We start from the raw sequence: 22,561 nt of genomic DNA, 5'->3' as shown, positions 1-22,561 counted from the left end.
TCACCTAGCTCTTGGCCAGCAGCGCGTACTGCGCGGCAGCCCGCCGCGCGACGTCGCCCGCGTCGTCGCTGCGCACCATCACCATGAAATTCTGATAGGCGAAGGTGCAGATGTAGTCCGTTTCGGCTGCAGAATCAGAGGTTGCAGATACGTTGGCCTCGATGCACAGCGCGCCAGGGATGCCCGTCTTCGCCTGCAGGTCCTTGCCGTCGGCGCTGTCCTTCAACGCAGCGCTCCACAGCGGCACCAGGTCGGTCGCCGCCTTTTCATCCCGAACCTTGAACAAGGCCGGGAACCCCTTGTCGGTGACCAGTCGCTCCAGTCCGGCGTTCTGCAAGAGCTTGTCCTTGTAGTGCTTGTCAGGCTGAAAGTGCAGGCCGCCGTGCGCGCCGAAGGTCGCGAAGTCGCCGACCTCCACCGGCACACCGGGAGTGACCAGAACCTTGCTCTCCAAGTTGTCGACGTCGACGGGCAGCGTGGTCAGCTTGTCGACCGGCGTCGGCGTGAACTTGTCCAGCAACGGAATTTCCGTGTCCAGAATCTTGGCAACCCGCTCCGACAACTCTTCGAGATTGGGGGTCGGCGTCACGGTGAATATCGAGATGACGAACGGTCCGTGGGCTTGGGTCGCACCAATCGACTGGTGGCCAGGTCGCCAGTGTGCCTTCGCATCTGGGTGCCGTGGGATAGGAACCCCGGCGTTGTCGGGGCTTACCGCGAAGTCGGCGGCGTCGATCTCGACAGCCGCTTGACGTGCGACATCGTCACTCGGAAACCGATTGACGACCATCACGAAATTGCTGGACCGGCCGAGTTCGAACTGGTCGAGCGGACCGTCGAGTCCGCTGACGCCGAAGCCGACGATCATGCCGTACTTCTCGAGGACCGGCTTGATCACCGGCGTCTCGATCAACGACAAGGCGTCCGCGGCCTCCTGCGGATCTTTGACGATCTCTTGACTCGCGTATTCGAAGATCGGATCGATATCGGAGACGAGCGCAACCGCGTCCGCCATTCGCGCGCCTTCGAGCAACTTGCCGAGCTCCGGCGACACCACCGTCGACACTTCCCGAGGGTCGGTCGAGTAACTACCGATGTCGAGGGTCCTGATGTCGATTTCGCCCGCTTTACCGCTGCCGGACACGCTGCTCCCGCACGCTCCCGTCAGCACTGCGACCGCGGCGACCGACACCAGGGTGGCTACTCGCACACCGGCTGGTTTCCTAGAAATTCCCATTGCACCCACCTTGTCTCGCTGTGAGATCGCACATCGGGTCAGCAGGGTTAACGATAAGACTCGAAGGCGCAGGTCGGAGCAGTAATCTCGAGCTATGTCGGTCCGGGCGTTCGGTGCGCTGCTCGTCGTTGCCGCCGTCGCGACAGGGTGCGCGCGGACCGTGGTCGGCGACCCACACGCCGAGAGTGATTGCGACGCAACGACAGTTCTGTTGGTCGACGTTTCGCTCTCGATGCTGGCGAAGGATGTCTCACCCACCCGTCTCGATGCCGCCCAGCAGGCCGCTAAAGCTTTCGCAGACGACCTGCCAGCGTCGGCAAATCTCGGAGTTGTCGCGTTTGCCGGTACTGCCTCGGTGCTCGTAAAGCCGACTATCGACCGCACCGCCGTGAAGTCGGCGTTAGACGGCCTGAGGCTCGGCGAACGCACAGCCACTGGTGAAGGCATTTTCACCGCGTTGGCGGCTCTCGAATCGTTTGCGTCCAAGGTTCCGAATCGGATTGTCCTGCTCTCCGACGGCAAGCAAACTGTTCCCGATAGCCTCGACGACTCCCGAGGCGCGTACACCGCAGCGCGGGAAGCACAGCAGCGTGGCGTTTCGATCTCGACGATCTCGCTTGGTACCACCGGCGGAACCGTCGACATCCCCGGCTCGTCCCCCGGCTCCACCGAAGCCATCGCCGTGCCCGTCGACGACCCCTCGTTGCGCGAGATCGCCAACCTCGCCGGCGGCAGCTTCCACGCCGCACCAAGCGCCGACACATTGACCGAGGCGTTCGACAGCCTCACCTGCGGCACCTAACCCGTGCGCGCGTCTCACCCTCCCAGGGGTGAAATTCATGCACAGTTGTCCGGACGGTGGCAGGCATCTCAACCCACATCCGCTGGCGAAAACTGTAGAAATCCACTCGCCTACCGAGCGGAATTCCACATTCCTCGAGGCCAGTCCTCGCGGGGCCGCCAAACGAGGCCGATCCCACAACCGTGCGCGATTCTTACCCTTCTGGGGGTGAGACGCGCGCACAGGGGTTGGTCGGGATGGCGTCACTGCGACCGCGCGGCGCGAGCAGGTAGACTCCAGCACCGGTCGAGGCGACAGATTTGGCTACCGGCCCTCGTAGCTCAGGGGATAGAGCAACCCTCTCCTAAAGGGTAGGTCGCAGGTTCGAATCCTGCCGAGGGCACTCAGATGGCGGGTAGGCGGTCCATCGCGCGGGGATTTCGGTTGGCCTTGGTGATGTCGTTGCCGTAATGCTCGAGCACCAGTGGGTGAACGACCCGCTGCCAGATGGGCGGGATCATTGCGAGGACGACCATCGTCGCGTAGCCGGCAGGCATTTGGGGTGCGTCGTCCATGCTGCGGAGTGTTTGATAGCGGCGACCCGGGTTGGCGTGGTGGTCGCTGTGGCGCTGCAGGTGGAACAGGAAGATGTTGGTGACGAGACGGTCGCTGTTCCAGGAGTGGCGTTGGCTGGTCGGTTCGTACTGACCGGGTGCGGTTTGTTCACGCAACAGTCCGTAGTGCTCGACGTAGTTGACGATCTCCAGCATCGTGAACCCGACGACCGCCTGCAGCGCAAGATACGGCGCGATACCGATCCCGAAGGCCACGAGCATGCCGCCGAACAACACGAAGGTCATCGCCCACGCCTGCAAGATGTGGTTCTCCCACGACCACCATCGGCGGCCGATGCGCTGCAGCCGATTGCGTTCGAGTCGCCATGCTGATCGCATGCCACCGAAAACGCTGCGTGGCAGGAAGGTCCAGAGCCATTCGCCGTAGCGGGCGCTGGCAGGGTCTTCGGGTGTCGCGGCGCGTGCGTGGTGGCCGAGGTTGTGCTCGACGAAGAAGTGACCGTATGCCGTTTGCGAGAGCGCGATCTTGGCAAGCCAACGCTCGTGTTCTTCGCGACGGTGACCCAACTCGTGCGCGGCGTTGATGCCGATGCCGCCGACCAGACCGACCGTCACCGCCAAGCCCAGTTTGTCGACGACCGAGAGCGTTCCGTACGCCCACAGATATCCGGCGACGATCAACCCAGCGAACTGAAAAGGCAGGCAGAGGTAGGTACACCAGCGGTAGTACTTGTCCTCGGTCAGGCGTTGCAGCGCCTCGTCGGGCGGGTTGTCACCGTCGACGCCGACGATCGTGTCGATGAGCGGGATCACCAGGAAGAAAACGATCGGACCGAGCCACCAGAACAGTCGAAGGTCGGTATGCATCACCAACTGCGATGGCAGCAGGGCGCATGACGGCGCGAGCAGACCGAGCGTCCACAGGTACCGCTTTCGATCGCGCCAGGGGCGCCCAGCATCGGCAACAACCACGACAAACGAACCTCGCGTTCTCCCCGAAACTACTAACAGACCAGTTCCCCATGGCGGATATGAAACCGCCGCGGGGAACTCAACGGGGAGCATACAGCCACGAACTACCTCATGCGTGGACCGTAATGGTGCGGCGGGCCACCGTGCTGCGCAACCAGGACGATCACAAAGACCACGTAAAGGACGAGGAAGAGAAGGAACAGCCCGCCCGCGATCCATAGCGAAATTTGACCCAGCCGACGGACTCGGTCGGATGCGTACTGCGCTCCGTGGTAATCACCGGAAGCCCACAACGGGAACACGTTGAACGCGTGGTTGAAAGCAGCGAACGACAGCGGCCAGAAGAACAGCAACGAGGCGACAGCCCACCCGGCGTTGCTCGCTGGTCGTGGCGGCGGTCCCTGATGCGGAGGCCCCTGGTGCGGCGGCCCCTGATTCGGCGGACCCTGATTCGGCGCATGCGGGGGCAGCGGGGGCGGGGGCGGTGTTTCGGGCGTGGGGGTAGACATGCCGGGCTCCAATTTTTGAGACGGACAAATTCACCATAAACGCCTGCCGCGCGCGGAACCTGCGGGAATGCTGGCAGTTGGCTGCGAGTCCGGTTTGCGTGCCCGTCGTAGACTGCGCACATGAGCACGCGACTCTGGCGCGCGCTGACCGCGTACTACTCGAAGGCGCCGGGAACGCTGGTCTATCTCTTCACCCTGACTGTCACTACGTGGACGTTGGCGGGGACCGACCGCGCGACCGACCACAAGCTGATGGTCAGCGCGTCGACGAATCTGCACAACATGACTCGGGACCCGATTCGGGTACTCGTTGCCTCCGCATTCTGGAACGACAGCGACGGCTTTCCTTGGGTCACCTTCGCGGAGTTCCTCATTCTGATGGCGGCGGCTGAGCGCTGGCTGGGCACTGGCCGGTGGTTGCTCGCGTTCATCGCGGGGCACGTCGGTGCGACGCTGGTGACTGTCACAGGAATCGCCTGGGCTCTGGACCGACACCTGCTGCCGCATCGGCTCGCTGGAACGGTCGACGTCGGGACCAGCTACGGCTTCTTCGCCGTCGCGGCGGTATTCACCTACCGATTCCGCAGTCGTCGCTGGCGCTTGATCTGGGCCGCCGGGCTGGCCGGGTACCTGATCTTCACCGCATGGCGCCGCGAAACCTTCACCGACTACGGCCACCTGACGGCGATGCTGATCGGGTTCGCGGCCTACCCACTCACCCGTCGCCGCGCCACCACCCCCGAAGTCCAATCGGGCGCCCGACCGAGCAGCGAGACGATTTTGTCGAGCTGAGTCGCGCTGTCTGCGCTCGGCAGGCTCGGCGCGAATGCGGCATTGGGAGCAAGTCGCGTCTCCCCGTCCGGCACTTTCGCCGCGATGCGATACGCGGCGTCGCCGAGCTCCGGATCCAGCTCGACCTGCTCGCCCAACGACCGCGAAACATCCCAGGCGTGGACGACGGAGTCGACGAGGTGAAACCGGATCGCCAGCGAACCGGGAATGAGTTGCGTTCGACTGATCTCAGGTAGGTCGAGCAGCCTTTCCAGCGCTCCGACTTGCTCGAAGGCGGCGACGACCCGGGCCGATGCTGCGGTGTAGTCGGCAACGGGATCGGGACCAAGCTCCCCCAATTCCCAATCGGCTTCGACGCCCTCGACCGCCGCGGCGAACCCGAGGTTTTGCACCGTCATGTGGGCGAGCAGCTCTCGCAACCGCCATTCCGAACACGGAGTGGGACGGTCGAGCGAGTCGGGCCGAACGGCCGAGACGGCCGTGACGCTGAGTCGGACTGCACTTGCATGCAGCTGCAAGATATTAGTAGGCATATGCCTACGATATGCATCTGCTTATCATATGTCCAGTTGTATCGTATCTCCCATGGTCGACCGCCCGGACCTCGCCGCGATGATCGTCCCGCTCGGTCGCGCGCTGATGGCAGCAGAGCAGCCGGTGCTCGCCGAGCACAACCTGACGATGTGGGGCTATTCCGTCCTGCTCGGCCTCGGCAAGGAACCGGTGCGGACCCAGTCGGCGCTGGCGGCGGCCATCGGCGCCGACAAGACGAGAATCATCGCTTTCCTCGACGAACTCGAGCGGCAGGGACTGATCACCCGCCAATTCGACCCAGCCGATCGCCGGGTGAATTTGCTGTCCATCACGCCGGAAGGTCGGCGCGTGCGCGCGAAGGTGCAGGCCGCGATCCAACGCAAGGAAGAGGAGCTGCTGGAGCAGCTGTCCGCCTCGGATCGCCGCGCCTTCCTCCGCGCACTGCAGACGCTGTCAGGAAGTCTGTAACCTCGCCCGCGTGGTGGCGAGAGCGGAACCGGACAGGATCAGGGCGAACGCCGCGACGATCGTCACCGTCAAAGGCTCGCCGAGAATGACGACGCCTGCGAGCACCGCGACCGCTGGGTTGACGTACGTGATCACCGTCGCGCGTGCCGGTCCGGCCTCACGAATCAGGGCAAAGAACAGCAGGAACGCCAGCGCGGTGCACACCAAACCGAGAGCCACGATGGCGGCGAGGACGCTGACCTGCGGTACCGCGTCGGGCCACGTTGCGATGGCAGGAACGGTGTAGACGACTGCCGCGAAGGACAAGCAGACGGCCGCCATCGGCAGCCCCGGAACGTCGGACAGTGCGCGGGCCGCAATGATCGGACCTATTGCATAACCGAGCGCTGTGAGCAGCACTTCGACGATCGCCCACGCGTCGCCGCCGTTCAGTTCCGGCGCTGCGAGAACACCGACACCGACCAGACCGATGACCAGGCCGGCCCAGCGTTTTGCGCTGATCACCTCGACGTCACCGGTCAGGCGTGCGAGCACGACACCGATGATCGGTACGGCGGCGACGAGCAGTCCGCTCATCGAACTCGTCAGTCGCCGTTCGGCGTCGGACAAGAGCGCCCACGGAATGGCCATTTCGACGACCGCGAACGCGATGAGCGGCAGCCACTTTCGCCGGAGCCCAGCGAGCTGGCCGCGAAAAAGCGCCAACGGGAGCAGCACGACGGCGCCGATTGCACAACGGGCGAACACGAGGACGGGTACCGATACACCCTCAACGGCAACCTTGATCATCAGATAGGGAATGCCCCAGATGACGCTCATCGCAGCGAACAGAATCCACCCGCGCCTGCTCATCTGAGCAACCTACAAGAGGGTGAAATGCGCGCCACACCCAGCGCGACCTGGAACTTCGCTAGCCTGGTAGGCGACACCCGTTGCCCGAGGAAGCGAGTCGGATGCTCGTTCTAGCGCACGTCAGTGATCCCCACTTCGACGGCAGCACACGCAGCGTCAAGCGGGCATCACGAGTCATGAAGTATCTCAACGGTTTACCGGGTCGACTCGATGCAATTCTCGTCACCGGCGACATCGCCGACAGCGGCCGGACCGAGCAGTACCGACAGGCTCGGTCCGTATTCAACGCCAACATTCCGATCCTGTCCTGCCCCGGCAATCATGACGACCGGACCGCCTTCGCCCGCGATTTTCTCGGCGAACCGAACGACGGGCCGATAAACCGGGTTCACATGATCGGCGACGCGCTGATCGCGATGTGCGACTCGTCCATCCCGTGCCGACCGGAGGGACTGCTCGACGACGAGACGCTGACGTGGCTGGAATCGGTGATCGACGATGCCCCGCCGACGGCGCCGATCCTCATCGCATTCCACCACCCGCCGGTGCAGTTGTTCAGCCCGATCGTCGACCCGATTCGGCTACGCTCCGCACAACGACTGGCTGATCTCATCAAGCGCACTCCTCGCGTCGCCGGACTGTTTTGCGGGCACGCGCACACCTCGGCGGTCTCGACATTCGCGGGTGTGCCGATCGTGGTCGGTCCGAGCATTACCTCGGTCCTCGGACCGGAATGGGAAGGCGACGACATCACTTCCGATCCGGTTGTCGATTACGGAGTACCGCCGTCGCTCGCGTTCCATGTCCTCGACGACGACGGCCGCCTGACCACACACTTCCGCACGATCCCGAAGCCCGGCTCAGGCAAGGGCCGAGGTTTCCATCGATCGGCAATGCCCGAGTGCGGACCTAACTCGTAAATCGAGCTAGGACAGCGGGGTCCAGGAACGCCTGAATGGCCTTGATCTTATTGCCCTCGAACGTCAGGACATTGACGGCACCGACCGCGAAATGTGCTCCATCCGAGGTCCCTTGGTGGCACACGAACGCCACCTGGCCGTTGGACCGCGTCGGTGTGAGGCGCCACGGCGTGGCAAACACATGCCGGCCGATGAAGGCGCCGACGTCGTCGATTCCGTCGAACCATGCGGCGAGCGGCGGCATCGTGAAACGAACGTCGTCGGTCAACATCGTGAGGATTTCGGCTATGTCGGCGTTTTCCCATGCGGTGACGAACTTTTGGACGAGTTCGCGTTCGCCCTCGGAGCCAAGTGCGGTCAGCGTTGCCTGTTGACTACGTGCCGGAACGCGATCCTCGACGGTTTTGCGCGCGCGTTGCAACGCACTCGTGACCGAGGCGACGGACGTATCCAACGACTCCGCGACTTCGGCAGCGGAGAATCCCAACACCTCGCGCATGATCAGCACGGCTCGCTGATTCGCCGGAAGATGTTGCAGCGCTGCGACAAATGCCAGCTCGACGCTCTCGCGCAGCTCGTAGGACGATTCGGGTGGCCCCAAGGGCAGGAATTCGTCGGGGCACGGCTCGAGCCATGCCGCGTCGACAGGCGCACCGAGGTCGTCGTCCGGACCGCGCGGCGGCCCGAAATCCGCCGACAGCAGTCGTTTCGGACGGTCCTTCAGCAACCGCAGGCACGAGTTCGTCGAAATCCGATACAGCCAGGAGCGCAGCGAACTGCGCCCCTCGAACCCGTCGAGGCCACGCCAGGCACCGATCAATGCATCTTGCAGAGCATCCTCGGCGTCGTGCATCGAACCCAGCATTCGATAGCAATGCGCTTGGAGCTCAGCGCGATACGGGGCAACGAGTTCGTCGAACTCACGATCGGAAGCCGTCATGATCGTGCAAACACCGCAGGGGTCACGCCCTTCCAACGTTTGAAGGCGTGGATGAAGGTCGACGCCTCCGAATAGCCTAACCGGATCGCGACGTCGGAAACCGAAAGTGGTGTGCCGGAAAGCAACTCCTCGGCCAGTGCTTCGCGGACCTCGTCGAGCAGGTCACGGTAGCTGGTGCCCGCCTCGGTGAGGCGACGACGCAAGGTGCGAGTGCTCATGTTCAGCTCGCGCGCGAGCTCGTCGATTCCCGCAGGCGCGCCGCCCAATTGGATGAGCCGTTCGCGGACCTCGTGTGCAATCCCCGTCCGAGCACGTCGGCGCGACACCAGGTCTCGACATTGCGCAACACACATCGCCAGCGTGTGCTCGTTCGCCTGCGGCAGCGGCTGCGCGAATTCGACTGGGTCGAAAGCGAACAGCGTATCGGCACAATCGAAATGCGGTTCTGTTCTGAATATCTCGTAGTACTCACGCGAATACGACGGTCGCGGAAACTCGAATTCGATGCGACGCAACGGCAGCTTTCGGCCGATCAGATCCGTCAGGACCACGAACATCGCCGTCATGTCGCGTTCGAAAAGCAACTGGCGCACATCTGCCGGGACGCGTTCGCTGCGTAGCGTCGCCACGACCTCATCTTCGCCGATCGTCACGACCGGTATGCAGAACGTGAAACTCAGCTCCAAGTAGCGCAAGGCGACCTCGACGGCGTCTCGCAGGGATGGGCTGCTGATCATTGCGTAGCCGAAGATTCCGAAAGTCGTCACCCGATACCGGCTGCCGAGATGGAGGCCCAACCCTTCGTAACCGGCGAGATGATGCGCGAGGTTGCGTACGACCGTCAATTCGACCCGGGCGTCGATCTGCGTGGTCGGGTTGTGCAGGTCTTCGGGGCCGAGACCGGTGCCATCCAGCATGTCGTCGACGTCGACCCCGTTCTCCTGCGCAAACGCGACAATCAAGGCCACGCTCCCCACACTTCGCGGGAAATCCCAGTCGAGGACGCCGGGTAGGGGAACGGTCGGTGTCGTCACCGCACAAGTATGGCCGAAAATGTGGATTCGGTGTCCGCCGTTCTCTGCATCGATTCTGCGGACCTCTCCTAACCTGGACACCAGGAGGTCCACAATGACGAAGCCGCGTACGCAACCAGCTGTCGTGATCATCGGTGCCGGATTTGCAGGTATCGGCATGGCGCTGGAACTGCAGCGATCTGGTCTCACCAACTTCACCATCCTCGAGAAGGCCGCCGACATCGGTGGGGTGTGGCGTGAGAACACCTATCCCGGCGCCGCATGCGACGTTCCGACGCCGCTGTACTCGTTCTCCTACGAGCCAAAGACTGACTGGCCGCGCCGCTTCTCCGTGCAGGCGGACATCCACGAATACATGCGTGGAGTGGTCGCCAAGTACGACCTCCTGCGCAAGATCCGCTTCGGCACCGAGGTCACCGACGCCGAATTCGACGAAGCGACCAACCAGTGGAATCTGGGTACGGCGGACGGTCAGCACCTGACCGCCGATGTCTTCATCCCTGCAGTGGGTCAGCTATCGCGCCCGGCTATGCCGAACATCCCAGGGATCGAATCGTTTACCGGTGCGGCCTTCCATTCGGCACAGTGGGACCACAGCGTGGACCTCACCGGCAAGCGGGTTGCAGTGGTCGGCACCGGCGCAAGCGCGATCCAGATCATTCCGGAGATTCAACCGAAAGTCGCTGCGTTGACGTCGTTTCAGCGGTCCGCAGCGTGGGTGCTGCCGAGGCTCGACGTCGAATACACGCCGCTGCATCACTGGCTGTTCAAGTACGTGCCACCGGTCCGCCTGGCCGAACGTTTCGCCATCTTCGCCCTTTACGACATTTTGGCGTTGGGCTTGAGCGACGTTCCCGCGATCCGCCCGTACGTCGAGGGCGTCGCTACCCGGCACTTGGAGAAGACCGTCACCGACGACGAACTCCGAGCCAAGCTGACGCCGGACTATCCCGGCGGCTGTAAGCGCGGACTGTTCACCAACGACTATTACCCCGCGCTCGCGCAGGACAACGTAACGGTCGAGACGACCGGGATCACCGAAATCACCCCGACCGGTATCCGAACCGCCGACGGCGTCGACCACGACTTCGATGTCATCGTCTACAGCACCGGCTTCAAGGCCACCGAATTCCTTGCACCCATGAACATCTATGGAACGGGCGGTCGCAAGCTCGCCGACGCTTGGAGCGACGAAGGTGGACGCGCATACCTCGGCATGGCTGTCCCGGACTTCCCGAACATGTTCATCATGTACGGACCGAACACGAACGTCGGGTCCGGCTCGATCATCTACATGCTCGAATCGCAGGCTCGCTACATCAAGCAGATCGTCGCCGACTTGGCCGCCAATCCCGGGCGCCGCCTGGCTGTTCGCGCCGAGGTCGAGGAGGCCTACGACAAGAAGCTGCAAAGCCGTCTTGCCGATACGCCGTGGAACTTCTGCAACAGCTGGTACCGCAACGCATCTGGTCGCATCACCAACAACTGGCCCGGGGCCACGCTGCTGTATCGCATGTGGACCCGGAAGGTCGACTTCTCGGCATACGAGGAGACGGCCAGCTAAGCGGCTGCCTGCATGATCCGGCCGATGTTCGCCGGATCGAAGAACTCGACAGGCGAGACCGTGCCAGCGGTGATCGAGACGAAGTCGTCCTCGGCGTCCTGATTTCCGGCGACGGCGCCGAGCATCTGTTGCATCTCGAGCGGCGGCGGCTCCAAAGTTGCCAGCTGCAAGGTGAATTCGTAGATCGGCAGCGCATTGGTGTCGCGGTCGCGTTGATACTGTGCCATCGCGTCGTCGTAGGCGACGCCGCCGTCGAAGTGGTTTGCCAGCGCGGCGGCGCACCGTTCGGCGTCGAGAAATGCGTCCGATATGCCCTTCGCGGTGATCGAATCCTTGTTGTAGCCGGCGTCGCCCACGAGCGCCCAGCCCGGACCGTACGGCTTGCGGAAGTAGTTCGCGACTGCCGCACCGGCGAATCGATCGACGCGGGTGGCAGCCGCGATACGGTCGGCGAACTCGGGTGCAAGGTCGAAGGTCTTGAGATAGTTCGCTTCGAGATCGGAACGGAACGCATCCATTTCGGCGACCGGGCAGCCGACGACAACCATGGTCAGATCGTCGTTCGTCGGAATCGCCGCCCAGCCGCGGTACGGCCGGATCACGGTCTCGAATCCGTCGGTCGGCAGATCACGCCAGTAGGTGTAGTAGCTGCATTGCAAGCGCGGGCTCTCGCTGTACTGCAGCGGTGCGACAGTTTTCGCGAGGCGCGAGTTGCGGCCGTCGGCACCGATCACAATGCGGGCCCGTTCGGTGACGGTCACGCCGTCCTTGCCGTGCCCGCGAATGCCGACCACCACGCCGTCCTCGATGACGAACTCCTCGACCGAGAATCCTTCGCGCACTTCGGCGCCCGCGCGGTCAGCGCCGTCGACCAGGATCTGGTCGAGCACCATCCGTCGCGGTGCGAAGCCCGCCGAGATGCCCTCGACAGCACGCGGACGTCCGGCGATCGTGATTGGTCCGAAGTCGAACGAATACCGCTCGATCGCAGGACAACCCGACGCCTGCACCGCGTCGCGTAAGCCCCAGCGCTGCAACGCCGCGATCCCGGGTGCGTGAATCATGTGCGTCGAGACCGTGTCACTCGGAAACGTCGCCCGGTCGACCACGAGAACGCGGAAACCTTTCTTGGCGAGCAGCATTGCGGTCGGTGAACCAGCGCAGCGAGCGCCGACGACGATCACGTCGTATTCGTTGTTTGTCATATCGCAAGAGTGCGCGTCGGACCCCTACCCGGGGATCGGTGAACTCCCCTATTTCCGCACCGCAAATGCCGCAGCCTCGCCGCGTGAGCGCAGGCCCAGCTTCGACAGGATGTTGCCGACGTGGTGTTCGACAGTCTTGCGGCTGATGAACAGCCGGTCCGAAATCTCGGGGTTCGACAGTCCGTGACCGAGGAGGTCCAGCACTTCGACCTCGCGCTTGGTCAGGACGCTGTCGCCTTTTCGTGCCGCAGCGGTCCGTACGCCGAGGGACCGCAGGACCGCGGCGGCCTCGTCGGCATACCGGGCAGCTTGCAAGCGGCTGAACCCGTCGAGCGCGGCGCGCGCTTCGACCAACGCAACCTCCGGACACTCGACACGCAGCGCTTTCGCCAGTTCCAACCTCGTGCGGGCAATCTCCATCGGAGCCTGGGCGCTGAGGAAGCCGGCCAGCGCTTCGCGCAGACAGCTTTGCGCTTCGGCGACGCCTGTCCCGGCCGCGATGTGCACGCGACCGTTCGCCAAGGCAGCCGTCGCACGAACGAAAGGACTGGGATGCCGTACCGCGCAGGCGGTGAGTTGCTCGGCCGCACAACCCGCAGCGTCGAGCTGACCTGCGGAAAGGTGCACGCCCACAAGCAATTCCAACAGCGGCGCTGCGGCTGAACTGTCCGGATCGAGCTGGGCCAGAGCGCGCTCGACGACGTCGCGCGCCAACGTCGTCGCGCCGTTCGACAGATGAATCGCGACAAGCGGCCGAGCGGCCTCGGGATCGGCTTCGAGTCCGACGAGCAGTTGCTCAGCCTCTTCGAGCTTGCCCTGCCGTGCCCGCAGATCGGCCAACCTGATCTGCGCACCACCTTGCAACAAGCTGCGTTTCCCGAGGCCCCACAGCCTGACCGCGGCGGTCAACGTGGCGTCGGCCTCGGGCCAGCGCCCTGCCGCAGTAAGCACTCCGCCGTAGTGCGTGCGACAGAACGCCGACACCGCAGGCAGTTGGCGACGAGCGGCGATCGCTTCGCCGATCCGAATCCACTGGTCGGCGCGATTCACATCGTGTGCGCGTTCGCACGCCGAAAACAGTTGGCAGAAGATCTCTTCCAGCACAGTGAAGTCGTCGACCTCGCTACCTGCGACGGCGGCCAGCGATTCGTCGAGAAGCGCCATGCCCTCCTCAGCGCGGTCGGCGTGCACGCAACTCGCGCCGAGATACGCGAGCGCCACACACTCGAGGTCAATATCGCCGAGCCTGCGGGCGACGGCCAAGGCCTCGCGGAACCGCAGTTCCTTGCGCTCGCGATTGCCCTCGAACATCCCGATATTGAGCGCAACCCAGCCTTCCTCGGTCGAATCCGGGGCGCCCGCCAGCAGCGTTTTCGCGCGGGCGATCCAGCCGTTCGCGACGGCGAAATCGCCGACGACGGAGAAGTACATGTAGCCCAACGTGCGGGCGACCCGAACGGCGCCGACAAAGTCACCGGATTCGCGATAGGCCGCGTAGGCGCGCTCCCAATTCTCGACAGCAGGCGGGTAGTCCATCGCGAGATACGCGGCGCGGGCGAGCCCCTCGAGCACCACGCCCTCGGCCGACTGCTCCCGCGCACGCTCGAATGCCAGCCGAGCGCCGGCCGCGTCACCGCAATGCAAGGCGGCGCGACCTTCGGCAACGAGATCCGCGACCGATTCGGACACACTCAAAGCGTAATGGGATAGGGCAAGTCGCCGTCACCACAGCGCGCCCTCGCCCAACCCAGTTCGGCGCGGACCTTCGGAACGCCCACTTCTCGGCGCTTCGAGTCGATCACCAGGACAGCTCGTTGCACCGTCTGGCCGAATCGGGCCCCTCGACCTGCAGCGTTGCGTGCTCGATCTTGTACTCGACAGCCAGGATGTCCTGCGCGGCGCGCAGCACCACCCCGGCATCTGCACCGTCGGCGGTCGTGATGTGCGCGGACGCGACGTCCATCCCGGAGGTCAACGTCCAGACATGCAGATCGTGGACGTTGTCGACGCCGGGCAGCGCTTCCAGCGCGGCCGATACCAGCTCGACATCCAACTGGTCGGGGCTGTGCTGGAACAGAATTCGCAGCGACCGCTTAGCCAACATGAACGTTCGGGGCAGGACCCACAACCCGATCAGCACACCGATGATCATGTCCGCGTACAGCCAGCCGAAGGTCAGCGTGATCAGCGCTGAGATCACGACGCCGACCGAACCGATCAGGTCCGCAACGACTTCCAGGTACGCACCCCGGATGTTGAGGCTTTCCTTCGCCCCCGACCTGAGCAACAGGAACGACGCGACGTTCGCCCCGATACCTGCGACACCTGCGATGAGGACCGGCCATCCGGGCACCTCCGGCGGTTCGCCGATTCGCGAAATCGCCTCGACGAGAACGTAACCCGCGACGACAAACAGCAGAACGGCGTTCGCCAGTGCAGCGAGCACCTCACCGCGGTAGTACCCGAACGTTCTGGTGAAGGTCGGCGCGCTGCGCTTGGCCAGCATGATCGCACCGAGGGCCATCGACAATCCGACGACGTCGGTCAGCATGTGCGCAGCGTCGGACAGTGTTGCCAGCGACGACGTCGCGAATGCGATCGCGAACTCGACGATCATGAACACCCCGCCGATGGCGAGGGCGAGGGCGAGCCTGCTGACGTACTTACCGGAGGCGCTCTCCGGCGCCTGTGCATGCGAGTGGTCGTGACCCATCGCTCTAACATATGCGTACATGCGCATGAATGCAACCAGGAATGCCATAGATTCCACAGAACCCACTGGCACACTGGATAGGTGACAAAAATCGCCGCCCAGCTCTCGCCGCGAGGGCCTTTGCGCCCGATCGAGCTCGCGACCGGCGCTGTCATGGGCGGTGTCACCATAGCGCTCTCGGTCGTCGCGAGCTTCGTGCCGTTCCTCAACGCGCTGCAGCTGCTCGCCGCCATACCGATGGGCATCATCGCGCAGCGTCATCGCCCGCGCGCACTGTTCACGGCAACGATCGCCGCAATGGCGGTCGCGTTCGTCGCAGGCGGATTCCTCGCCATGACGACCGTCTTGTCGTGCGCAGTCCTCGGCGGAATCGTCGGCAACGTCAAGCGCCGTGGGCGTGGCATGCCGACCGTTCTGCTCTACTCGACCGTCGCCGGGATCGTGTCCGCGGCACTGGCCGTCGGGATGCTCGCCCTGTTCACCCCCGCCCGGACCTTGGTGTTCGACTCACTGCGCAACACCGCCCGCGGGATCTCCGACATCGCGTCGAACGCGCCGATTCTCGTCCCCGTTGCGAACGGCTTCACCGCCGTCGTCGACTCGGTCCTGCACCACTGGTGGCAGTGGATCGGCGGCTCGGTGATCGTGAGCACGATCATCGGCGCGATCTTTTCCTGGTGGGTCCTCGGCGCCGTGCTCGACCGGCTCGCATGGCTTCCTGCCGAAGATCACCTCGACGCCCCCGACGACGACCGCCCCGTCGCCCCCGTTCCGGTCCGCCTCGACAAAGTGACCTACCGCTACCCCGGCGGCCGCACTGACGTCCTGTCCGGGATCGATCTGACCGTCGACATCGGTGAATTCGTCGCCGTCGTCGGTCACAACGGATCTGGAAAGTCGACGTTGACGCGGATCCTCGCGGGTCGACCGCCGACCACCGGCACCGTCACTCGACCCGGGTCGGCAGGTCTCGGCAAGTTCGGCGGCACCGCAGTCGTCTTGCAGCGGCCCGAGAGTCAGATCCTCGGCGTGCTCGTCGCCGACGACGTCGTCTGGGGGTTGCCGAAAGACGCGACCGTCGATGTCGAAGGGCTGCTCACCGAGGTCGGACTGGCCGGCTTGGGTGCCCGCGAGACCAGTTCGCTGTCCGGCGGTCAGCAGCAGCGCCTTGCTGTTGCCGCCGCACTCGCGCGCCGACCTAGCTTGCTGATCGCCGACGAAGCGACGGCAATGGTCGACCCGGACGGTCGGCGCGAGCTGGTCGCGCTGCTGGCCGCCCTGCCGAAGCGGCACCGGATGGCTGTGGTGCTCGTGACCCATCAGGAGAACGAGGCCGCCGCTGCCGACCGAGTGGTCCACCTCGCAGGCGGCCGCGCGGTCGCGCATCATCCCGAATGGCACCAACCCGAGCCGTCCGGCGTCACCGACGGCGGCAAGGCTGGCACGCCGCTGTTGGAGTTGAAGGGCGTCCGCCACACCTACCTCGCTGGAACACCGTGGGCGACCGAGGCTTTGCACGGCATCGATCTCACGATCAACCGCGGCGAGGGCGTGCTGGTCGTCGGCGGCAACGGATCGGGTAAGTCGACGATCGCATGGGCGATGGCCGGACTGATCGAACCAACCTCGGGCAGCTGCGAGCTCGATGGTCGACCCACGTCGTCGCAGGTGGGTCGAGTCGGTCTCGCGTTCCAGCACTCCCGTTTGCAGTTGCAGCGCCGCACGGTCGGCGAGGAGATCGCGTCCTGGGGCGGGCCTGGCGTCGGATCCGGTCAGGTCGGTCGCGCGTTGGACGCCGTCGGACTCGACCGGGCGTTTGCCGCCCGAGCAATCGACGAGCTCAGCGGCGGGCAAGCCCGGCGTGTGGTCCTCGCGGGAATCCTCGCAAGCAACCCGCGCCTCGTCGTCCTCGACGAGCCGCTCGCCGGTCTGGACCCGGACGGGCGACGCGGGATCGTCGAACTCCTGGGCACGATGCGCGCCGACGGACTCACGCTCGTCGTCATCTCGCACGACGTCGAAGGAATGGCAGCGGTGTGCGACAGAGTGGTCCGGCTCGAGTCCGGTCTGATCAGAGCCGACGCCCCGACCACAGCAGGGAGTTCCCGATGAGCACCGTGCTACTTCGCCGCGTCCCCGGCGACACCGTCATTCACCGGCTGTGGGCAGGCACGAAACTGCTAGCGGTCCTCGCGGTCAGCCTGCTGCTGATGTTCCTGCCGACCTGGCCGGTGCTGGGCATGATCACGGCGGTCCTCGTCTTTACCGCAGTCGCTGCACGCGTCCCACTCGGCGCGTTACCGCGGCTGCCCTGGTGGTTCTGGTTCCTGATGTCGCTGGGCATCGTCGTGAACGCCCCCATCGGCCTCGAAGCCGTTGTGCGGTACCTACAGATCACCGTCTTCGCGTTTCTGCTGCTCTTCGCGTCGATGATGATCGCGTGGACGACACCGATGAACGAGATTGCGCCCGCGATCTCGACCCTCGGCGCTCCACTGCGCAAACTGCGGCTGCCGGTCGACGAATGGGCTGTCGCTGTCGCATTGTGCCTCCGCAGCTTGCCGTTGCTGATCGAGGAGATGCGGGTGCTTCGTGCAGCGCGGCAGCTACGCCCCAAAGGCGGCCGACCGCAGAACGCCCGCGACAACGGACTCATCGACATCGTCACTGCCGCCATGGCGGTCGCGATGCGGCGCGCTGGAGAACTCGGCGAGGCGATCACCGCGCGCGGCGGCACCGGGCAGTTGACCGCCTACGAATCGCGACCTGGCAGGTCCGACGCGGTCGCGCTCGTCCTCATCGCGGTCGTGTCGGTCGCCGGAGTGGTCATGGGTATCGCGTTGTAGGACGCGCTCACATTTCCAGGCCCTCGTTGTTCATCACCGGTCGCACCTCGACCGCGCTGACCCGCGCATCCGGCATCCTGGCAGCGATTTCGATGGCACGCTCCTCGGTCTCGCATTCGACCAAGTAGTAGCCGGCGAGGTACTCCTTCGCCTCCGCGTACGGTCCGTCGGTCGTGGAGACCACGCCGTCGCGCACCCGAACAACCCGGGTCAGCACCGGGTCCTCCAACGGTTCGGAGCTGAGCAACTCGCCGGACTCGTTCAGCTCGGCATCGAGCGCGAAGTGTTCCCGCCACCCCGACATATCGCACGTATCCGCCCACGTGGACGGGTTGCTGTAGATCAAAACCAAGTACTTCATTGCGTCACCTTCCCTTCTTGTACGGGACGTCGAGACCGACCGCTCGGCCTCGACATCCTCACAAGGGAGTGACGTACGCGCCCGCGATGCCGCCGTCGACGAGGAACTGCGAAGCTGTGATGAACGACGAGTCGTCACTTGCCAGGAACGCGACGGCGGCAGCAATCTCCTCGGGTTCGGCGAAGCGGCCCATCGGAATGTGTACGAGCCGCCGGGCTGCGCGCTCCGGGTCTTTCGCGAAGAGTTCTTGCAGCAGTGGCGTATTCACCGGTCCGGGGCACAACGCGTTGACGCGAATACCTTCGCGAGCGAATTGCACTCCGAGTTCACGGCTCATCGCGAGCACGCCGCCCTTGGATGCGGTGTAGGAGATCTGCGAGGTCGCCGCACCCATCACCGCGACGAAGGACGCGGTGTTGATGATCGAACCCTTGCCGTTGCGTTGCATGAATGGGATGGCCGACTTGCAACACAGATAGACCGAAGTCAGGTTCACTTCCTGAACCTTGCGCCAGGCATCGAGGCCGGTGGTGAGAATGGAATCGTCGTCGGGCGGGGAGATCCCAGCATTGTTGAACGCGATATCGACCGATCCGAACGCGTCGAAGGTGTTCTGAAACAACGCTTCTACGGCTGCGGGGTCCGTGACGTCGACCTGCTCGAACCGACCGCCGACCGCCTCGGCTGCAGCCGCCCCCGCGACCGGGTCGACGTCGGCGACCACCACTTTCGCGCCCTCGGACGCGAGTCTCTTGGCGGACGCGAGTCCGATTCCACTCCCGGCACCCGTTACGACGGCGACGCGATCCTGTAAGCGCTGCACCATAATTCGGTTACTCCTAGCTCGTGGCGATGAATACGTTCTTGGTTTCGGTGAATGCGAGGGCAGCGTCAGGGCCGAGTTCACGGCCGAGCCCGGACTGTTTGAACCCGCCGAACGGCGTCCAATACCGAACGGACGAATGCGAATTCACCGACAGATTGCCTGCCTCGACCGCACGCGAAACCCGCAGAGCACGCCCGAGGTCGTTGGTCCAGATCGAGCCGGACAGTCCGTAGTCGGTGTCGTTCGTCATCCGGATCGCGTCCGCCTCGTCCTCGAACGCTTGCACAGTCACGACAGGACCGAACACCTCCTCGGTGACGGTGCGGTCCGTAGGCGAACTGGGCAGCACGACCGTCGGCGGAAACCAGAACCCAGGTCCGTCGGGGGCTGAGCCACGAAACGCGACGGTGGGGTCGTCGATGAAGGAGGCGACCGACGCACGATGGGCAGCGGAGATGAGCGGTCCCATTTCGGTCGCCTCACTGCCCGGATCGCCGACGACCACGCCCTGGACCGCGGGCTCCAGCAATTCCAGAAAGCGATCGAAAATACTTCGCTGCACCAGAATCCGTGATCGTGCGCAGCAGTCCTGGCCGGCGTTGTCGAACACTCCGTAGGGCGCGGTCGCTGCCGCGCGCTCGATATCGGCGTCGGCGAACACGATGTTGGCGTTCTTTCCGCCGAGCTCGAGCGTCACTCGTTTCACCTGCTCGGCGCAGCCCGCCATAATCTGCTTGCCGACTTCGGTGGAGCCGGTGAACACCACCTTGCGCACCGCCGGATGGGTGACGAACCGTTGCCCGACAACCGATCCCTTGCCAGGCAGTACCTGGAACACGTCCTCGGGAAGACCGGCCTCGCGAGCCAATTCGCCAAGCCGAATCGCCGTCAGCGGCGTCAGCTCGGCAGGTTTGACGACGACCGTGTTGCCCGCAGCCAGCGCGGGCGCGAACCCCCACACCGCAATCGGCATCGGGAAATTCCACGGCACGATGACGCCGACGACGCCGAGCGGCTCGTTGAACGTGATGTCGATACCACCCGGAACCGGAATCTGCTTGCCCAGCAAGCGTTCCGGCGCCGCAGCGTAATAGGTGAGTACGTCGCGCACATTCCCGGCTTCCCACCGCGCATTCCCGATCGTGTGCCCAGAATTCGATACTTCCAGTTGCGCAAGGTTTTCCGCGTCCTGCTCGACCGCGTCTGCGAACCGCCGCAGCAGCCGGGAACGGTCGGCTGGCGCCACGTCCCGCCAGGTCGGGAACGCAGCCTGAGCTCGCGCGATCGCTGCGTCCGTTTCCTCCAGACTCGTCGATGGCACCGACGCGACAACAATCTCTGTCGCCGGATTGATCACCTCAGTCATGCGCACCTCAGACTCACAACCTTTGTCGGGCGGCATCGACGAGCGCCGCGAATAATCGAGTATCGGTCACGTCTTCCTCCGGATGCCATTGGACGCCCAGCAGGTACGTCTCGTCGTCGTTTTCGACCGCCTCGATGACGCCGTTCGTCGACCATGCCGTCGCGCGCAGGCCCGCGCCGAGGATGTCGATTGCTTGGTGATGATGGCAGCGAACGGTGACCTCGGCACCGACGATCTGCGCGACCTTGCTGCCGTCCAGCGTCTCGACCGTCTGGCTGCCGTAAACCCCTGGGGTGGGCAGGTGTTCGTCGTGGCCGAGAGTGTCGGGCAGGTGCTGCACCAGAGTTCCGCCGAGCGCGACATTGAGCAGTTGCATGCCACGGCAGACTGCGAAGATCGGCAATTCCGCCGCTCGCGCCTGCTCGAGTAAGGACAGTTCGAACGCGTCGCGGTCGGGGCGGGTGTTGCGCGTCCGCTCGTGCGGCTCGTGTCCGTACAGACCCGGGTCGACGTCTGCGCCGCCGGACAGCACCAAGCCGTCGAAGCGCCGCACCAACTCCCGATGCCCGTCACCGACCGGCGGAATCAAGACCGGTACGCCACCGGCGCGCAGGATCGCATCGAAGTACACCTGCGGCAGGACGGCGCTTCGGGTCTCCCACGCGCCGTATCGCGCGTCCTCGATGTAGGTGGTGACGCCGATCAGCGGCCGATGGTCAGAGCCGCTCGAACCCACGGATCTTCTCCCAATCGGTGACAACGGCGTCAAATGCGGCGAGTTCGATCTTCGCCGCATTCAGGTAATGGTCGACCACGTCGGCACCGAATGCTGCCCGAGCGATGTCACTGCGACCGAACAGGTCCGCGGCGTCACGCAATGTCAACGGCACGCTCGGCTTGTCGGAATTGTATGCGTTGCCTTTGAATTCGGGTTCGAGCTCGAGCTCGTTCTCGATGCCGTGCAGGCCCGCCGCGATCAAGGCCGCGACGGCGAGGTACGGATTCACATCGCCGCCGGGCACGCGGTTCTCCGGTCGCAACGACTCGCCGTGGCCGACGACCCGGAGTGCGCAGGTCCGGTTGTCGACACCCCACGCGACTGCGGTCGGCGCGAAACTGCCGGGGGCAAAGCGTTTGTAGGAGTTGATGTTCGGGGCAAGCAGGTAGGTGAATTCGCGCAGACAAGCCAATTGCCCTGCGACGAAATGTTCCATCAATGGCGAGAAGCCGTGCGGCCGGTCGCCCGCCAGCACTGCCTTACCGTCCTTGGACCGCAGACTGAGATGGATGTGACACGAATTTCCTTCGCGCTCATTATATTTCGCCATGAAAGTGAGGCTCTTACCCTCCTGCGCGGCAATCTCCTTCGCACCTGTCTTGTAGATGCTGTGGTTGTCGCACGTCTTCAGCGCCTCGTCGTAGCGGAACGCGATTTCGTGCTGGCCGGGGTTGCACTCCCCCTTGGCGGATTCGACATACAGTCCGGCGCCCGCCATTTGGTTGCGGATCCTGCGCAGGAGCGGTTCGATGCGCGACGTCCCGAGCATCGAGTAGTCGACGTTGTACTGGTTGCTCGGCGTGAGGTTGCGGTAACCGCCGTTCCACGCCTGCTCATAGGTGTCCTCGAAGACGATGAACTCCAGCTCGGTGCCGACGAAGGCGCGCAGCCCGCGCTCGGTAAGTCGGTCGAGCTGAGCTTTCAGGATCTGCCGGGGCGACTGCGGGACGGGACCGCCGTCGACGAACTCGAGATCGCAGAGCACGAGCGCGGTGCCTTCCAACCACGGGATCAGCCGCAGCGTCGCGAAGTCCGGCTTCAACACGAAGTCGCCGTACCCCGTGTCCCACGACGACATCGCATAACCCGCCACAGTCGTCATGTCGACGTCGACGGCCAGCAAATAGTTGCACGCTTCGGTGGCATGTGGGACCACCTCGTCGAGGAAATAGCGAGCGGCGCAGCGCTTTCCCTGCAATCGGCCCTGCATGTCGGTCACCGCGACAAGCACCGTGTCGACTAGGCCTGCCTCGACCTTCCAGCTGAGCTCGGTCAACGTGAGCATGGC

Annotated in this window: 21 protein-coding genes, 1 tRNA gene and 1 pseudogene; 8 read left to right on the top strand and 15 right to left on the bottom strand. The window is 64.4% G+C overall.

What is annotated here, in order from left to right; translation table 11 throughout:
- Nucleotides 1-4 precede the first annotated feature (4 nt).
- Complete coding sequence (locus tag FGL95_RS15960; RefSeq protein WP_169588532.1) at nucleotides 5-1,237, bottom strand: DUF7373 family lipoprotein; 1,233 nt, start codon at nucleotides 1,235-1,237, stop codon at nucleotides 5-7.
- A 196-nt stretch (nucleotides 1,238-1,433) separates the two neighbouring features.
- Between FGL95_RS15960 and FGL95_RS15955 the strand changes: the two are divergent.
- Together FGL95_RS15955 and FGL95_RS15950 are read left to right on the top strand one after the other, a co-directional pair.
- Nucleotides 1,434-2,024: pseudogene (locus FGL95_RS15955) on the top strand (VWA domain-containing protein); the annotation flags it as partial.
- 324 nt (nucleotides 2,025-2,348) lie between these two features.
- Nucleotides 2,349-2,421, top strand: a tRNA-Arg gene (locus FGL95_RS15950).
- Between the two features lies 1 nt (nucleotide 2,422).
- On the opposite strand, the gene FGL95_RS15945 is transcribed toward FGL95_RS15950, so the two are convergent.
- The gene (locus FGL95_RS15945) at nucleotides 2,423-3,565 is read right to left on the bottom strand and encodes an alkane 1-monooxygenase (RefSeq protein WP_338079883.1); all 1,143 of its coding nucleotides are present in this window, start codon (nucleotides 3,563-3,565) and stop codon (nucleotides 2,423-2,425) included.
- A 104-nt stretch (nucleotides 3,566-3,669) separates the two neighbouring features.
- A complete protein-coding gene (locus FGL95_RS15940) occupies nucleotides 3,670-4,074 on the bottom strand; it encodes a CD225/dispanin family protein (RefSeq protein ID WP_169588526.1) in 405 nt (134 codons plus the stop codon).
- A gap of 120 nt (nucleotides 4,075-4,194) precedes the next feature.
- On the opposite strand from FGL95_RS15940, the gene FGL95_RS15935 reads away from it, so the two are divergent.
- On the top strand, nucleotides 4,195-4,866 hold the full coding sequence (locus tag FGL95_RS15935; RefSeq protein WP_169588524.1) for a rhomboid-like protein: 672 nt from the start codon (nucleotides 4,195-4,197) through the stop codon (nucleotides 4,864-4,866).
- Here the strand turns inward: FGL95_RS15935 and FGL95_RS15930 are convergent.
- Nucleotides 4,782-5,399 carry a TIGR03086 family metal-binding protein gene (locus tag FGL95_RS15930; RefSeq protein WP_169588522.1) on the bottom strand — a complete coding sequence of 206 codons (618 nt, stop codon included), beginning with the start codon at nucleotides 5,397-5,399 and terminating at the stop codon, nucleotides 4,782-4,784. The genes FGL95_RS15935 and FGL95_RS15930 overlap by 85 nt on opposite strands.
- 52 nt (nucleotides 5,400-5,451) lie before the next feature.
- Between FGL95_RS15930 and FGL95_RS15925 the strand changes: the two genes are divergently transcribed.
- The gene (locus tag FGL95_RS15925; protein ID WP_169588520.1) at nucleotides 5,452-5,868 is read left to right on the top strand and encodes a MarR family winged helix-turn-helix transcriptional regulator; all 417 of its coding nucleotides are present in this window, start codon (nucleotides 5,452-5,454) and stop codon (nucleotides 5,866-5,868) included.
- Here FGL95_RS15925 and FGL95_RS15920 read toward each other — a convergent pair.
- Complete coding sequence (locus FGL95_RS15920) at nucleotides 5,854-6,720, bottom strand: DMT family transporter (protein WP_169588518.1); 867 nt, start codon at nucleotides 6,718-6,720, stop codon at nucleotides 5,854-5,856. The two genes, FGL95_RS15925 and FGL95_RS15920, sit on opposite strands and share 15 nt — an antisense overlap.
- A 101-nt stretch (nucleotides 6,721-6,821) precedes the next feature.
- On the opposite strand from FGL95_RS15920, the gene FGL95_RS15915 reads away from it, so the two are divergent.
- Nucleotides 6,822-7,640 carry a metallophosphoesterase gene (locus FGL95_RS15915; RefSeq protein ID WP_169588516.1) on the top strand — a complete coding sequence of 273 codons (819 nt, stop codon included), beginning with the start codon at nucleotides 6,822-6,824 and terminating at the stop codon, nucleotides 7,638-7,640.
- Here the strand turns inward: FGL95_RS15915 and FGL95_RS15910 are convergent.
- On the bottom strand, nucleotides 7,630-8,580 hold the full coding sequence (locus FGL95_RS15910; protein WP_169588514.1) for a sigma-70 family RNA polymerase sigma factor: 951 nt from the start codon (nucleotides 8,578-8,580) through the stop codon (nucleotides 7,630-7,632). The two genes, FGL95_RS15915 and FGL95_RS15910, sit on opposite strands and share 11 nt — an antisense overlap.
- The gene (locus FGL95_RS15905) at nucleotides 8,577-9,614 is read right to left on the bottom strand and encodes an AraC family transcriptional regulator (RefSeq protein ID WP_338079882.1); all 1,038 of its coding nucleotides are present in this window, start codon (nucleotides 9,612-9,614) and stop codon (nucleotides 8,577-8,579) included. The genes FGL95_RS15910 and FGL95_RS15905 overlap by 4 nt, the downstream gene beginning before the upstream one ends.
- 94 nt (nucleotides 9,615-9,708) lie before the next feature.
- Between FGL95_RS15905 and FGL95_RS15900 the strand changes: the two genes are divergently transcribed.
- Nucleotides 9,709-11,178, top strand: a complete 1,470-nt coding sequence (locus FGL95_RS15900; RefSeq protein WP_206071941.1) for a flavin-containing monooxygenase — start codon at nucleotides 9,709-9,711, stop codon at nucleotides 11,176-11,178.
- On the opposite strand, the gene FGL95_RS15895 is transcribed toward FGL95_RS15900, so the two are convergent.
- From FGL95_RS15895 to FGL95_RS15885, 3 genes are all read right to left on the bottom strand, one after another.
- Nucleotides 11,175-12,383 (bottom strand): NAD(P)/FAD-dependent oxidoreductase, encoded by a 1,209-nt coding sequence (locus tag FGL95_RS15895; protein WP_169588507.1) that lies wholly within the window; start codon nucleotides 12,381-12,383, stop codon nucleotides 11,175-11,177. The two genes, FGL95_RS15900 and FGL95_RS15895, sit on opposite strands and share 4 nt — an antisense overlap.
- 48 nt (nucleotides 12,384-12,431) lie before the next feature.
- On the bottom strand, nucleotides 12,432-14,072 hold the full coding sequence (locus FGL95_RS32960; RefSeq protein WP_169588505.1) for a LuxR C-terminal-related transcriptional regulator: 1,641 nt from the start codon (nucleotides 14,070-14,072) through the stop codon (nucleotides 12,432-12,434).
- Nucleotides 14,073-14,181: 109 nt separating this feature from the next.
- Nucleotides 14,182-15,096 (bottom strand): cation diffusion facilitator family transporter, encoded by a 915-nt coding sequence (locus FGL95_RS15885; protein WP_169588503.1) that lies wholly within the window; start codon nucleotides 15,094-15,096, stop codon nucleotides 14,182-14,184.
- Between the two features lie 153 nt (nucleotides 15,097-15,249).
- On the opposite strand from FGL95_RS15885, the gene FGL95_RS15880 reads away from it, so the two are divergent.
- Both FGL95_RS15880 and FGL95_RS15875 read left to right on the top strand, forming a co-directional pair.
- Complete coding sequence (locus FGL95_RS15880) at nucleotides 15,250-17,208, top strand: ABC transporter ATP-binding protein (protein WP_169589097.1); 1,959 nt, start codon at nucleotides 15,250-15,252, stop codon at nucleotides 17,206-17,208.
- The gene (locus tag FGL95_RS15875; protein WP_169588501.1) at nucleotides 17,205-17,942 is read left to right on the top strand and encodes an energy-coupling factor transporter transmembrane component T family protein; all 738 of its coding nucleotides are present in this window, start codon (nucleotides 17,205-17,207) and stop codon (nucleotides 17,940-17,942) included. The genes FGL95_RS15880 and FGL95_RS15875 overlap by 4 nt, the downstream gene beginning before the upstream one ends.
- A 7-nt stretch (nucleotides 17,943-17,949) precedes the next feature.
- On the opposite strand, the gene FGL95_RS15870 is transcribed toward FGL95_RS15875, so the two are convergent.
- From FGL95_RS15870 to FGL95_RS15850, 5 genes are read right to left on the bottom strand one after another with little or no spacing between them, the layout of a single operon-like run.
- The gene (locus FGL95_RS15870) at nucleotides 17,950-18,303 is read right to left on the bottom strand and encodes a YciI family protein (protein ID WP_169588499.1); all 354 of its coding nucleotides are present in this window, start codon (nucleotides 18,301-18,303) and stop codon (nucleotides 17,950-17,952) included.
- Between the two features lie 58 nt (nucleotides 18,304-18,361).
- A complete protein-coding gene (locus FGL95_RS15865) occupies nucleotides 18,362-19,129 on the bottom strand; it encodes a 3-oxoacyl-ACP reductase (protein WP_169588497.1) in 768 nt (255 codons plus the stop codon).
- 13 nt (nucleotides 19,130-19,142) lie between these two features.
- The gene (locus FGL95_RS15860) at nucleotides 19,143-20,495 is read right to left on the bottom strand and encodes an aldehyde dehydrogenase family protein (protein ID WP_169588495.1); all 1,353 of its coding nucleotides are present in this window, start codon (nucleotides 20,493-20,495) and stop codon (nucleotides 19,143-19,145) included.
- A 13-nt stretch (nucleotides 20,496-20,508) separates the two neighbouring features.
- On the bottom strand, nucleotides 20,509-21,231 hold the full coding sequence (locus FGL95_RS15855) for a gamma-glutamyl-gamma-aminobutyrate hydrolase family protein (protein ID WP_338079879.1): 723 nt from the start codon (nucleotides 21,229-21,231) through the stop codon (nucleotides 20,509-20,511).
- A complete protein-coding gene (locus tag FGL95_RS15850) occupies nucleotides 21,212-22,558 on the bottom strand; it encodes a glutamine synthetase family protein (protein WP_169588491.1) in 1,347 nt (448 codons plus the stop codon). The genes FGL95_RS15855 and FGL95_RS15850 overlap by 20 nt, the downstream gene beginning before the upstream one ends.
- Nucleotides 22,559-22,561 lie beyond the last annotated feature (3 nt).

Source organism: Antrihabitans stalactiti (genome assembly GCF_012932915.1).
GTDB lineage: Bacteria > Actinomycetota > Actinomycetes > Mycobacteriales > Mycobacteriaceae > Antrihabitans > Antrihabitans stalactiti.
Note: the sequence above shows the minus strand (reverse complement) of the source record. Positions and strands in the feature narration are given on the sequence as shown.